At 69.1% G+C, this 13,450-nt stretch carries 12 protein-coding genes and 1 pseudogene; 5 read left to right on the top strand and 8 right to left on the bottom strand.

What is annotated here, in order from left to right; translation table 11 throughout:
* Positions 1–19: 19 nt before the first annotated feature.
* Positions 20–407: pseudogene (locus HBK84_RS08990) on the top strand (integrase core domain-containing protein); the annotation flags it as partial.
* Here the strand turns inward: HBK84_RS08990 and HBK84_RS08985 are convergent.
* The 8 genes from HBK84_RS08985 to HBK84_RS08950 form a co-directional block, all read right to left on the bottom strand.
* Positions 401–871 (bottom strand): DUF779 domain-containing protein, encoded by a 471-nt coding sequence (locus tag HBK84_RS08985; protein WP_144931317.1) that lies wholly within the window; start codon positions 869–871, stop codon positions 401–403. The pseudogene HBK84_RS08990 and the gene HBK84_RS08985 overlap by 7 nt on opposite strands.
* A 27-nt stretch (positions 872–898) precedes the next feature.
* Positions 899–2,422 carry an aldehyde dehydrogenase family protein gene (locus tag HBK84_RS08980; RefSeq protein ID WP_167318707.1) on the bottom strand — a complete coding sequence of 508 codons (1,524 nt, stop codon included), beginning with the start codon at positions 2,420–2,422 and terminating at the stop codon, positions 899–901.
* A 172-nt stretch (positions 2,423–2,594) separates the two neighbouring features.
* Positions 2,595–4,025: a dicarboxylate/amino acid:cation symporter gene (locus tag HBK84_RS08975; RefSeq protein WP_085106614.1), complete on the bottom strand. Its 1,431-nt coding sequence runs from the start codon at positions 4,023–4,025 to the stop codon at positions 2,595–2,597.
* Between the two features lie 112 nt (positions 4,026–4,137).
* Positions 4,138–5,865: a DUF885 domain-containing protein gene (locus HBK84_RS08970; protein ID WP_370520637.1), complete on the bottom strand. Its 1,728-nt coding sequence runs from the start codon at positions 5,863–5,865 to the stop codon at positions 4,138–4,140.
* Positions 5,866–6,062: 197 nt separating this feature from the next.
* Entirely contained in the window at positions 6,063–7,208 is a 1,146-nt protein-coding gene (locus HBK84_RS08965) for a MauE/DoxX family redox-associated membrane protein (protein ID WP_167318706.1), read from the bottom strand.
* Positions 7,209–7,280: 72 nt separating this feature from the next.
* Positions 7,281–7,604, bottom strand: a complete 324-nt coding sequence (locus HBK84_RS08960; RefSeq protein ID WP_240918917.1) for an acyl-CoA carboxylase subunit epsilon — start codon at positions 7,602–7,604, stop codon at positions 7,281–7,283.
* Entirely contained in the window at positions 7,601–9,181 is a 1,581-nt protein-coding gene (locus HBK84_RS08955) for an acyl-CoA carboxylase subunit beta (protein ID WP_064846904.1), read from the bottom strand. The genes HBK84_RS08960 and HBK84_RS08955 overlap by 4 nt, the downstream gene beginning before the upstream one ends.
* Positions 9,182–9,333: 152 nt before the next feature.
* A complete protein-coding gene (locus tag HBK84_RS08950; protein WP_064846905.1) occupies positions 9,334–9,624 on the bottom strand; it encodes a YciI family protein in 291 nt (96 codons plus the stop codon).
* Between the two features lie 126 nt (positions 9,625–9,750).
* On the opposite strand from HBK84_RS08950, the gene HBK84_RS08945 reads away from it, so the two are divergent.
* The 4 genes from HBK84_RS08945 to HBK84_RS08930 are packed head-to-tail and all read left to right on the top strand — an operon-like array spanning position 9,751 to position 13,352.
* Positions 9,751–10,677, top strand: coding sequence for a biotin--[acetyl-CoA-carboxylase] ligase (locus tag HBK84_RS08945; RefSeq protein WP_144999016.1), 927 nt, complete (start codon positions 9,751–9,753; stop codon positions 10,675–10,677).
* On the top strand, positions 10,674–11,285 hold the full coding sequence (locus HBK84_RS08940) for a hypothetical protein (RefSeq protein ID WP_064846907.1): 612 nt from the start codon (positions 10,674–10,676) through the stop codon (positions 11,283–11,285). Before HBK84_RS08945 ends, HBK84_RS08940 begins: the two co-directional genes overlap by 4 nt.
* The gene (locus HBK84_RS08935; protein WP_144999018.1) at positions 11,278–12,438 is read left to right on the top strand and encodes an adenylate/guanylate cyclase domain-containing protein; all 1,161 of its coding nucleotides are present in this window, start codon (positions 11,278–11,280) and stop codon (positions 12,436–12,438) included. Before HBK84_RS08940 ends, HBK84_RS08935 begins: the two co-directional genes overlap by 8 nt.
* A complete protein-coding gene (locus HBK84_RS08930; protein ID WP_144999020.1) occupies positions 12,435–13,352 on the top strand; it encodes a PP2C family serine/threonine-protein phosphatase in 918 nt (305 codons plus the stop codon). Before HBK84_RS08935 ends, HBK84_RS08930 begins: the two co-directional genes overlap by 4 nt.
* Positions 13,353–13,450: the final 98 nt, after the last annotated feature.

The raw sequence follows: 13,450 nt of genomic DNA, 5'->3' as shown, positions 1-13,450 counted from the left end.
CCCAGCGATTGAATGCCCCGCCGAGATCCACGACGACGACATTGCCCTCACTGCCACTGCCGTCCTCGTCCGGGCCGTCGAGTGGTTCAACCAGCGTGGTGTCACCGTCGAGAGGTGCTGTCCGACAACGGCAGCGCCTACCGCTCACACTTGTGGCGAGACACCTGCATCGACCTCGGCATCCGGCACAAGCGCACGAGGCCGTATCGGCCGCAGACCAACGGGAAGAGCGAGCGGTTCCACCTCACCCTGGCCGACGGCTGGGGCTACGCCCGCTGTTACACGAGCGAGGCCGAGCGCCGCGGGAAACTCAAGGGCTGGCTGCACTACTACAACCACCACCGCCCCACACAGCCTGCGGGAACCAACCACCCTTCTCACGATTGACCAACGTCTCCGATCAGTACACCTCGATCCCACACAGTTCGCTGCGGGTGAGGAAGCGCCGGCCCGTAGGGGCCTCGAGGGAGAAGCCCCCACCGCGGCCGGGAACGGCGTCGATCACCAACCGCGTGTGCCGCCAGTACTCGAACTGCTCGGCGGAGATCCAGAACTCCAGGCCCCCGAGATCCTCGCCGGTCGGGGACGGCAACCGGGCGGTGCCCAGCAGGACATCGGCCGCGCCCGTGCGGAACTCACCGGCGGGGAAGCACATGGGCGAGGAACCGTCACAGCATCCCCCGGACTGGTGGAACATGAGGGGTCCATGTTGCTCCCACAGTTCCTGCAACAGGGCCACTGCGGGCCCGGTGAAACCGACCCGTGAGGTGGTCTCACCGGGTACCGCAGCGGTCGCCTCGAGCACCACGGGGTGTTCGGGATCCGCGATGTCCGCCGGGGACGGGTCCGCCGGTAATGAAGGGGTGCTCATGACGGTTCCTCGCCTTCCGGTCAGGGTCTAGAAGAAGCCCTGCGCGTTCTCGGTGTAGCTCACGAGCATGTTCTTGGTCTGCTGGTAGTGGTCGAGCATCATGAGGTGGTTCTCCCTGCCGATGCCCGAGGACTTGTAGCCGCCGAACGCGGAGTGCGCGGGGTAGCTGTGGTACTGGTTCACCCACACGCGGCCGGACTGGATGGCCCTGCCGGCGCGGTAGGCGGTGTTACCGCTACGAGCCCACACACCGGCACCCAAACCGTAGAGGGTGTCGTTGGCGATCGAGATAGCGTCGTCGTACGAGCCGAACTTCGCCACCGAGAGCACCGGACCGAAGATCTCCTCCTGGAAGATGCGCATGTCGTTGGTGCCCTCGAACACGGTGGGCTGCACGTAGTAGCCGCCAGCGAGGTCGCCCTCGAGCTCCGCGCGCTCGCCGCCGATGAGAACCTTCGCTCTCTCCTTCTTGCCGATGTCCAGGTAGGACAGGATCTTCTCGAGCTGGTCCGTGGAGGCCTGCGCGCCGATCATGGTGTCGGTGTCGAGCGGGTTGCCGGCGGTGATGCGAGAGACGCGCTCGACCCCGTCCGCGAGGAACTGGTCGTACATCGATTCCTGGATCAGCGCGCGCGACGGGCACGTGCAGATCTCCCCCTGGTTCAGAGCGAAGAACGCGAAGCCTTCCAGGGCCTTGTCGTAGAAGCCGTCCTTCTGCTGGGCGACGTCCTCGAAGAAGATGTTGGGCGACTTGCCCCCGAGTTCCAGGGTCACCGGGATGATGTTCTCGGACGCGTACTGCATGATGAGTCGGCCCGTGGTGGTCTCACCGGTGAACGCGATCTTGCGAATGCGCTTGTTGGACGCGAGCGGCTTGCCGCACTCCACGCCGAAGCCGTTGACGATGTTGACCACGCCGTCCGGGATCAGGTCTTGGATCAGCTCCATGAGCACCAGGATGGACGCCGGGGTCTGCTCGGCGGGCTTGAGCACCACGCAGTTGCCGGCGGCGAGCGCCGGGGCGAGCTTCCACACGGCCATGAGGATGGGGAAGTTCCAGGGGATGATCTGGCCGACGACGCCGAGGGGCTCGTGGAAGTGGTACGCCACGGTATCCTCGTCCAGCTGGGACAGCCGCCCTTCCTGCGCGCGGATCGCACCGGCGAAGTAGCGGAAGTGGTCGATGGCCAGGGGGATGTCCGCGTTGAGCGTCTCGCGCACGGGTTTGCCGTTGTCCCAGGTTTCTGCGACCGCGATCACCTCGAGGTTCTCCTCCATGCGGTCCGCGATCCTGTTGAGCATGAGCGCTCGCTGCGCGGGCGTAGAGGCGTTCCACGACGGCGCTGCGGCCCACGCGGCGTCGAGTGCGGCCTCGATGTCTTCGGCCGTTCCCCGGCCGACCTCGGTGAACGCCTTGCCCGTGACGGGGGTGACGTCCTCGAAGTACTGCCCCTTGACCGGGGGCACCCACGCGCCGCCGATGAAGTGTTCGTAACGGGATTTGAAGCTGACGACGGATCCGTCCGTGCTGGGCTGGGTGTACACGCTCATGGCGACCATCCTGTTGTCCGAAAGTGAGGTGCACCACACTATAGCCAGGCCCCCGACATCATGACAGGCACCCGCATGCCCCCTTATGCGGACACAATGTGCACACGCAACGGGGCGGCCCGGGAGAACCCGGACTGCCCCGTTCACAGAAAGTGCCGGTGGTCGGTGGCGCCTACTCGGTGCGTTGCCCGTCCGAAGGCGCGGCGGGAGCGTACGCGTGCGAACCCTGCTCACCGGAGTGGGCGGGCTGCTCCATGAGGGCGGCGTCGTCCTTGAACGGCTCACCCGAACGCGGGGCGTCGTAGAGCCGGGTGTCCAGGATGCCTTCGCGCTTGGAGACGATCGTGGCCACGAGGGCCTGACCGGTGACGTTCAGGGCGGTGCGGCCCATGTCCAGGATCGGGTCCACGGCGAGCAGCAGGCCCACGCCGTCGAGCGGCAAGCCCAGCGTGGACAGCGTCAGGGTCAGCATGACCGTGGCACCGGTGGTGCCGGCGGTCGCGGCGGAACCCAGGACGGAGACCAGCGCGATCAGCACGAAGTGCATCGGGGTCAGGGGCACACCGTAGAACTGCGCGACGAAGATCGCGGCGATCGCCGGGTAGATCGCGGCGCAACCGTCCATCTTGGTGGTCGCACCCAGCGGGATCGCGAAGGACGCGTAGTGCCCGGGGACACCCAGGTTGCGCTCGCTCACGCGCTGCGTCATGGGCATGGTACCCAGGGACGAACGGGAGACGAAGCCCAGCTGCATGGCGGGCCACACGCCCGAGAAGAACTGCTTGACGGACAGCCCGTTGAGCTTGATCAACAGGGGGTAGACCACGAAGGCCACGAGCAGCAGGCCCACGTAAACCGTGATCACGAACTTCACGAGCGAACCCATGGAGGTCCAGCCGTACTCGAACACGGCGCGGCCGATGAGCCCCAGGGTGCCCAGGGGAGCCAGGCGGATGATCCACCACACGACCTTCTGCATGATGGCCAGCGCGGACTGCATGAAGGTCAGGAACGGCTCGGCGGCCTTGCCGACCTTCAGCGCGGCGATGCCGATCACGAGCGAGACCACCAGGATCTGCAGGATGTTGAAGTTCACGGCGGTGGTCACGGTCTCCGGATCCACGACCTTGGAGCTGGTCTCCAGACCAAGGAAGTTCACGGGGATCAGGCCCTTGAGGAACCCGAGCCACGAGCCCTCGCTGCCGGAATACGTGCCGGGCTGTTCCTGGCCGGTGCCCACACCGGGCTGCGCGATGACACCGAGCAGCATGCCGATCACCACCGCGATCAACGCGGTGATGGCGAACCACAACAGGGTCTTCCACGCGAGGCGCGCGGCGTTGGAGACGTCACGCAGGTTGGCGATGGAGGAGATCACGGCCGTGACCACGAGCGGGACCACGGCGGCCTTGAGGATGGTGACGTAGCTCGTGCCGATCGTGTCCAACGTGGTCATGAGCCAGTTGGGGTTCTCCTCGGGGTCGCCACCCATGGCAGCGGCCAGCGATCCGAGGAGAAGACCCAAAATCAGAGCGATCAGGATCTGCCACCCGAACGACGTCATCCACCGCGGGAGACGGCGAGTACTTTCTGCGGAATTCATGCGCCCAGGATAGGCCCGGGTATCCTAAACGGCACGGGTCACATGACGAAATATGACAGCGTGACACGGGAATAAAATCCCGCACCCTGACGAATCCCTGAGAATCCGCCGTCTACAGGGCCAAGGCGTACGAGAGTGTGTCCAATCCCACGGAGCCCAGGCGCAGTGCGCGGGCATGAAACTGCCTGAGGTCGAAGTCCGCTCCCTCGCGCGCCATGGCCTGCTGCCGGGCGTCGAGCCACATCTGCTGGCCGATCCGGTAGGACGGCGCCTGACCCGGCCATCCCATGTAGCGCAACCATTCGAAGCGCAGCACGGAATCGGCCATCACTACGTTGTGGCGCAGGAACGCCCAACCATCGTCGGAGGTCCAGGTCTCACCCGCGCGCGCGCCGCCCAGCAGGTCCCCGAGCACCTCCGGGATCTCGAAGCCGCAGTGGAATCCCACGTCGAAGATCACGCGCACCGTCCGCAGGCGCTGCGAGTCGAGCATGCCCATCCGATCCCCGGGGTCGTCCAAGAAGCCCAGCTCGGCCATGAGTCGCTCGGCGTACAACGCCCAGCCCTCGCCGTGACCGGAGACCCAGATGCCCATCCGGCGCCATCTGTTGAGCTCACCCGCGTTCGCCAGGGCTGTGGCGATCTGCAGGTGATGACCGGGGACACCCTCGTGGTAGACCGTGGTGGTCTCCTCCCACGTGGCGTGCTGGGAGACGTTCTCGGGGACGGACCACCACATGCGCCCGGGCCGGGTGAAATCACCGCTCGGGGGCGTGTAGTAGATGACGCCGTCGTGCGTAGGGGCGATCCGGCACTCGAGTTCGCGCATGGGCTCGGTGATCTCGAAGTGGGTGTCCGCGAGGGTGTCCAGTGCGGCGTCTGATAGCCGCTGCATCCAGGCCTGCAGCTCCTCGGGGGAGTGCAGTTGCCGTGCGGGGTCCGCGGTGAGGGCGGCCATGGCCTCGGGGATGCTCGCTCCCGGCTGGATCTGCTCCGCGATCCGGCGCTGTTCGGCATCCAGCTCGAGCAGTTGCTGCACCGCCCAGTCGTAGACCTCGCGCGGGTCCAGCCGGGCGCCCAGGAACGAGGCAAGGTGCAATCGGTAGTCGTCAATCCCGCACGCGTCCGATTCCCGCGCCCCGGGGGCGAACTCCTCGCGCAGAGCCCGGGCGACGCCGCGGTACGCCTCGCGCGCAGCGTCCGCGGCGCGGCGCAGCTCCTCGCGCACGCCCTCCGGCGCGGCGGGGTCGTTCGTGAGCACCGCGAAGGAGCCCTCGTCCGACGCGTACTGCTCCGCCTGCTGGGAGGCCTCCACGATCTGCGGGGCGGACGGCGGGCGGTCCAGTTCCACGGCCTCGCGCAGGCCCTCGAGGTACTGCTCCAGGGCCGCGGGGATGTTGGCCATCCGGCCCGCGATGTGCTTCCACTCCTGCTCCGTGTCCCGCGGCATGGCGTCCAGGATCTGCCGGATCTCCTGCACCGGGGACGCGATGTTGCTGACCACGGACACGTCCAGGTTCGCCTCGTGGCGGTCCAGCTGCAGGCGCAGCTCGTCGCGCAGCGCGTGCAGCGTCACGCGGTCCACGTCGTCCTGGGGCTCCGCCCGTTCGACGAGCTCGAGCGTGGTGCGGGCCAGTTCCGCGGCGGCCGCGCGGCCCGCGGGCCCGTAGTCCGGGTAGTCGGTCTCGTGGCCGGGAATGCCGTTGAACGTGGCGGCGCTGGGATCCAGGGCCATGCAATGGTCGAAGTAGGTTTCTGCGAGGGTGTCCACGGCGGTCGCGGAGCGGTGCGTGGTGCCCAGGGGTGCCAGGGGTTCGCGGCTCTGCGGGGTGGAGTCGATGTGCGTCACAGAGTGTCACCCTAGTCACGCTCCGGCCGGCGGCAAGCACCCTGGCGAGTCCGACACGCCCGGGCGGTGTGCGCTCGCACGTCGGCGCTGTCGCAATTCGGCGCGGCGACGGCGCGGTTCCCGCGGCACCGGGGAGCGCGCCGGTGTACTCACCGGTGTGGCCGCCGCGAAGCACCGGGGCCGCGAGTTCAGCCCGCGAATCGTTCCTCGAGTTCCGCGAGCAGCTCGAGCACTGCGTCCGTACCCGAGACCGGCCCGCCGGCGAGCAGCCCATCCGCACCGAGCACCACGACCCACGGGGTACCGGGGTGCTCGAACATGGCGCTCACCTCGTGCTCGCGGTCCACCAAACACGCTGCACGCAGGCTCGGAGGGAGCAGATCTCGGTCCTCCTCGCGGGCCACCACGGCGTGCACCGCGACCGGCCCCAGGTGGTCGGGCATCCCCGCCGCACGGTCGATCGCGGGGGTGCATGCGCCGCACGAGGGACTCACGTGGACCAGGGCGCGCGCCGCGGTGGCGGCCAGGCCACGCAGGGTCACCGGGTTACCGGCGGCGTCTGTGAGCCCCGCGTAGGGAATAGGCAAACGCACGTAGACGTCGTGTTCTTCGGGGGCTTTGGAAATGCCGGCCGGTCGAGGGGCTGCGGAGCCTCCCGCGGGTCGAGGCGCGACGGCGCCGGGGACCGCACCCGCCGGTGGGCCCGCCTGCGCGGGGACCGGAGTACCCGCCGTGAGCGCGTAGGCGGGCACAGCGGCGTCGTCGTGCGAGGAACCCGGCAGCGGCGGGATCCCGGCGAGCGCATGCGGGTCACCGGCGCGGGACGGACCCGGGCGTTCGCTCCACAGGCTCACGAGCATGAGTCCCACGGGGATCGCGACCGCCGCGACGACCCACCACGGGACGTCCAGGACCGGCCCGTCGTAACCGCCCACGGTGACGAGCAGCAGGGCCAGGACGGCCACGATCGTGAAGGCGAGGTTGCGCACCACGGTCCGCATGGACACCGGGGCGCGGGACAGGGAGCCGAAGCACCCGCACGAGGCGGGATCCGACTGCCGGGTGCCGCGGAACACCGCGGCCGTGAACACCGAAAACAGCACCGTGGCGGCGGAGGCCGCGGCCCACAGCACCACCCCGGAGGCCAGCAGGAGCGCGATCGCCAGGACCAGTTCGAGCCACGGCAGGGCACCCTGTAGCCAGCGCGCCGTGAGGGGCGTGGGCAGGGACGTCAGCAGGGACGGGCCGGTGGAGGGGGAGACGAGCTTGGCCACCCCGCTGATCAGCAGCACGAGGGCGAGTGAACCCAGGGAGGACGAGGAGATGACAGCCACGGAAACATTATCCATTTCGATGCATCCTCCTCATGTGCGCTGACAAGCCGACAAGGGGGCGGCGGACTGGGCTCAGCGATCGGGCAGGGTGCGCCGCCATGCACCGCGCCCCGGTCGCAACCGCAGGCCCAGGCGCAGTCGCCGGGTCTGGGACCGCGGAGGCTTGGGTGCACGGGAGGGCTGGGCGTCCTGCGCCGCGGCCTGCGCGGAGAACACCACGGTGAGCGCGGCCAGTTCCTCCGGGGTCGGGTTGCCGTGGGTGACCGTGAACAGGGGGTCCTGGCGACTCGTGGTCTCGGGCAGCCAAGCGACCGCCGCGGTCCCCGGATCATGGGCGAGACGGGACACGTCACCGGCCGCCCGCGAGGCCGGTGAGTTGTTCTCGGCCGTGCTCACAGCGGGATGTTCCCATGCTTCTTGGCGGGGGTGGACGCGCGCTTGTCCGCGAGCCCGCGCAGGGCCCGGATGATCTGCTCGCGGGTCTCGGACGGGCAGATCACCGCGTCCACATACCCAAGTTCGGCGGCCTGGTAGGGGTTGAGCAGGTCCTCCTCGAACTTCTGCGCGAGTTCGGCGCGCAGCTGCTGGTCCTCACCGGTTTCCTGGGCGGCCTTGAGGTCCCGGCGGTAGAGGATCTCCACAGCACCCTGGGAGCCCATGACACCGATCTGGGCGGTGGGCCACGCGAGGTTGATGTCCGCGCCCAGCTTCTTGGACCCCATCACGATGTACGCGCCGCCGTAGGCCTTGCGGGTGATGAGCGTGACCAGGGGGACCGTGGCCTCCGCGTACGCGTAGAGCAGCTTGGCCCCGCGGCGGATGATCCCGTTGAACTCCTGGTCCGTGCCGGGCAGGAACCCGGGGACGTCCACGAACGTGAGGATCGGGATGTTAAACGCGTCGCAATGACGCACGAACCGCGCGGCCTTCTCGGAGGCCGCGATGTCCAGGGTCCCGGCGAACTGCATGGGCTGGTTTGCCACGATCCCCACGGTGTGACCCTCAACGCGGGCGTAGCCCACCATCACGTTGGGGGCGTAGAGTTCCTGGATCTGCATGAAGTGCCCGTCGTCCACGACCGTCTCGATCACGGTGCGCATGTCGTACGGCTGGTTCGCGGAGTCCGGGATCAAGGTGTCCAGGGCGAGGTCCTCGTCCGTGACCTCTTCGACCTGGTCGTGGTCGAGCACCGGGCTGTCCTGCAGGTTATTGCCGGGCAGGTACTCGAGCAGCTCGTGGACGAAGTCGAAGGCGTCCTGCTCGTCCGAGGCCAGGTAGGCGGCGGTGCCCGTGCGCTCGTTGTGGGAGCGGGCCCCACCCAGGGTCTCCATGTCCACGGTCTCACCCGTGACGGTCTTGATGACGTCTGGGCCCGTGATGAACATGTGGGAGGTCTTGTCCACCATGACCACGAAGTCGGTCAGTGCGGGGGAGTAGGCGGCGCCACCGGCGCACGGGCCCATGATGAGCGAGATCTGCGGGACCACCCCGGAGGAGCGCACGTTCATGCGGAAGATGTCCGCGAACATCGCCAGAGAGGCCACGCCCTCCTGGATGCGGGCGCCGCCGCCGTCGTTGATCCCGATCACCGGGCACCCGTTGCGCAGTGCGAACTTCTGGACCTTGACGATCTTCTCGCCGTTGACCTGGGACAGGGAGCCCCCGAACACGCCGAAATCCTGGGAGTAGACGGCCACGAGGCGCCCGTCCACGGTGCCGAAACCGCTCACCACGCCGTCACCCAGCGGCTTCTTCTTCTCCATGCCGAACATGGTGCTGTGGTGCACGGCCAGGGCGTCGAACTCCACGAACGAGTCGGGGTCCAGCAACATCTCGATGCGTTCCCGGGCGGTGTTCTTCCCGCGCGCGTGCTGCTTGTCCACGGCCGCCTGTCCGGACGGTACCGCGGCCTCCTCGCGGCGCTGCCGGAAGTCGGCGATCTTGCCTGCTGTGGTGGACAGGTCGTGGCTCATAACACCTCGCGTCATCGTGATCGGTACTGGTTGGGCGTACCGCGAGCCCTGGGAACGCCCCCCAGTGTAATTGCAGGGCCCACACGCGCCTTTGTAGAAGTCCCACAACGCAGGCCGGTGCTCTTTCGACGGGCGCGAGCGTCCCGGGTCCCTCAGGCGGAGGTGTCGGACCCCACCGAGCCGATCGTCACGGTCCATTCCCGGATCGTGTGCTCCGTGACCACACCGTGGACCACCAGGGGGTCCTCGGCGATGATCCGTTCGATCTCCTCGGCGCTGTCCGCACGCAGGACGATCAATGCGGCGTCACCTTCCAAGGGCCCCGAGACGATCACGACGCCGCGCTCGTGCAGTTCGCGCAGGAACGCGCGGTGGGCGGGGCGGTGCTCGGTCAGGATGTCCTGCGGGCCGCCGTAGACGTAGTTCAAGGCGTAGACGCTCATACCGGGTCCTCTCGTGGTGGCGCTGGCTGGTCCCAGCATATGCCCGGCTCACGACGCTAGACATAAACTTGCGGTACCGCCCCGTCGTCGACATGCGTCGTGGGCACAATCATGTGAGGAGTACCCATGGAAGCCACCGAGGACCGGCCCGCCGCGGATTATCGCGCCGCGGAGCTGGACGGGGCGCTGCGCGGCCACGGGTGCCGCCTCACGATCCTGGACAGCGTCCCGTCCACCAACGAGTGGCTCGTCGAACAGCTCTCGCGGGACGCGGCGCACGATGCCGCCGGGGCACCGCTGCGAGCGGTCGTCGCGGGATTCCAGAGCCGCGGCAAGGGGCGCCTGGACCGCAGCTGGTTCACCCCCGCGGGCACCGCCGTGACGTTCTCGGTGGCCCTCACGCCGCGGGACCGCTCGGGCCGCGCGTGGCCGCAGGACCTCCTGCCGTGGCTCACGCTGATGCTCGCGCACAGTGTCACGGCCACCGTGCGCGAGCTGACCGGCGTCCCCGCGGCGGTGAAGTGGCCCAACGACGTCCTGATCCGCGAACGCAAGGTCTGCGGCATCCTCGCGTCCCTCGTACCCTCGCCCCCCGGTGCCGCACACCAAGGACCCACCGTGGTGCTCGGCGCGGGCATCAACGTCCAGCAGGGCCACCTCCCGGTCCCCGGCGCCACGTCCCTGCGCCTCGAGACCGGGAACGACGCCGCTGTCCCCACCCGCAGCGCGGTGCTCACCGGGGTGCTCGCCCACTTCTCCCGCGCCCTCGACCGCGCGAGCGTGGACCCCGCCGCGCAACTCGGGCCGGGTGGGGAACTGCGACGGGAGCTCGAATCCGCTCTCGACACCCTGGGACGCCGCGTGCTCGTGCACCTGCCCGGGCGCAACGCGCCATTGCCCGCTACCGCCGTGGGACTGGGATCGTCCGGTCAGCTGCGCGTGCGCGACGACGACGGCCGCGAGCACGAGTACGGCGCGGGCGACGTCGTCCACGTGCGACCCGGCCCCCGCACCCCGGAGGACGCCGGACACGAGAACGAGAGGCCCCGATGACACGCTCGCGCCGCGCCCTGGACCTGGCACCGGGGGAGGACACGGTCGTGGCCACCCGCGCCCACCCCTTGAAACTCGTGGCCCCGGCGCTCGCCGCGTGGGCGATCGTGTTCGGTTATTCGGCCCTGCGCCGCGTCCTGGACCTCACGTGGCGGCCCACAGCCACCCCATGGACCACGCTGCACGCGTTCGTGGGGTGGCTGCTGCTCATCGCGGCATTGCTGCTCGCGTGGCGGTTCGTGCTCTCGCCCGCGTGGCGCTGGCTGCGCACGCGCTTCGTGCTGACCACCGCGCGGCTTGCCCTCGTGGGGCCCCCGGCGCGGGACGGCGCGGTGTTCCTGCCCCTGAACGAACTGCGCTCGGTGCGCGTCACGCGCGGGGCCACCCGGCCCGGCGAGGCCCGCGAGGGCCTGGACCGCGGCACCGTGCTCGCGGATTTCGGGGGCCTGGGCGGGCTCAAACTCGCCAGCTGCCCGCAACCGGCCCGCTTCGCCGCGTTGGTCCGCGAGTCCGCGGCGGACGCGGGCAACTACAGTGGTGGAGGCAACACGGCCGGACCGGGGTATCCCGGAACCCATATCGCCCAGCAAGGAGGACCGCGTGGCTGACGACCCCTCGGAGCACACGGACGGATACGTCACCGGGCCGCAGACCGAACAGCTCAACCTGAACGTGCACAATCCCGTGCAGTCCAACCTGTACGGGTCGGAGGAGTCCAAGGCGGCGGCGCGCCACCTCGACTCCCTGTTGTTGGGTTCGCAGCGTCACCTACGGCGCCGGGAGGCCGCGCGTGAAGCGGGGCTGTCCACGGCGTCCGCCCGGAAGATCTGGCGTGCCCTGGGCTTCCCGAACCTCAGCGACGACGACGTCTACTTCACGGGCGAGGACGTCCGGGCCCTGCGGGTGGTCTCCAACCTCGTGCAGGAGGAGAAGCTCAGCGAGGAGGCCGCGCTGTCCCTGGCCCGCTCCGTGGCGCAACTGACCGACCGCATGGTCGTGTGGCAGATCGAGGCGCTCGTCGAGGACATGGTGGCCCACCGGGACATGACGGACGCCCAGGCGCGGCGCGAACTGCTGCGCATGCTCCCGGAGATTCTCGAACCGCTCGAGAACCTGCTCGACTACGCGTGGCGCCGTCAGCTCTCCGCAGCCGTGCAACGACTGGCCATGCGCGGTGAACGCGCGGACGGGTCCACGGTGAGCCTCGGGATGGCGGGCCCGGACGTGGGCTCCTCGTCCCTGCCGCTCGCGCGCGGCGTGGGGTTCGCGGACCTCGTCTCCTACACGTCCCTGTCCCGGCAGATGAACGAGCGCACCCTGGCCAACCTCGTGCAGCGCTTCGAGAAGCGGTGCGCGGAGGTGATCTCGATCGGCGGTGGCCGCGTGATCAAGACCATCGGCGACGAAGTGATGTTCCTGTCCGAGACTCCCGAGGGCGGGGCGCAGATCTCGCTCGCACTCGCCCGCGTGATCAAGAACGATCCCCTGTTGCCGCAGGCCCGCGTCGCGTTCGTGTGGGGGCGCGTGCTGCCGCGACTCGGTGATCTCTACGGGCCCACCGTGAACCTCGCGTCCCGGCTCGTGGCCCTCACGGAACCCGGGGGTGTCATGGTGGACGCCTCCACCGCCCGTGTGCTCGGCGACGACGACCGGTTCGTGCTGACCCCGCAACCCACCCGCAACGTGCGCGGCTTCGGGGACGTGCGCCCCGTGTCGATCACCCAGGGCCACGGGCCCTTTCTGGAAGACGAGGTCGAATGACCGTTCCCCTGACCATCCGATCGGGCGGTGTCACCGATCGGGGACTGCGTCGTGAGACGAACGAGGACGCACTGATCGTCACGGACACCATGTGTGCCGTCGCGGACGGGATGGGCGGTCACGAGGCCGGTGAGGTGGCCAGCGCGCTGTGCGTGTCCACGCTGGGTGGCTCGGACCTGTTCTCGCTCGACGACTTCCGCGACTACGTGATCGTGGAACCGGCACCCGGATCGGACGTCGCCCGGTTCCGCGCGACGATCGACCGCCAGCTCAAGCTCGACCCGGACGTGCCCAACGAGGCACTGGAGGCCGTGCACCGGGTGCGCTCGGTGCTGTGGGAAGCGGACCAGGCCATCCAGGCCCAGTGCGGCACGCGCGCCGGGACCACGGTCACGGGTGCGTGGCTTGTGGAGATCGCCGGCACCTGGCTGTGGCTCGTGTTCAACGTGGGGGATTCGCGCACCTACCAACTCGTGGGCCCGCCCGTGGGGGAGCCGCCCACGACCGAGACCGGACCCGTGGGCGTGACCCAGCTGACCGTGGACCACTCCGAGGTGCAGTACCTCGTCTCGATCGGCCAGCTCACCCCGGCCCAAGCGCTCGTGCACCCGCGGCGCAACGTCATCACGCGCGCCCTTGGCACGGGCCAAATCTGGGAACCGGACGTGATCGTGGTGCCCGCGGTGCCGGGGCAGCGGTTGCTCATGTGCTCCGACGGTCTCACGGGGGAACTCTCGCCCGCGCACATCGCCCGCGTCCTGCACTCGGTCCCGCACCCCAAGGAGGCCGCAGACGTCCTGGTCCAGGCCGCGCTGCGCACTGGTGGCCGGGACAATGTCACGCTCGTGGTCGCGGACGTGCTGCGCGCGGACGACCCCCGCGCCAACACCACGTCCATCCCCAGGATCCGCTGAGTTCACGTCCCGGGCATCGCGCGGCCGGTGCCTGGGCACGCTTGCGTGCGCGCGTCAAGCCGAGCGTTTCGTTCGCAATGAAACGGTCGGGGCGCGGC

Origin of the sequence: Kocuria sp. KD4 (assembly GCF_011769905.1) — a bacterium.
In the GTDB taxonomy this organism is placed as follows: domain Bacteria; phylum Actinomycetota; class Actinomycetes; order Actinomycetales; family Micrococcaceae; genus Kocuria; species Kocuria marina.
Note: the sequence above shows the minus strand (reverse complement) of the source record. Positions and strands in the feature narration are given on the sequence as shown.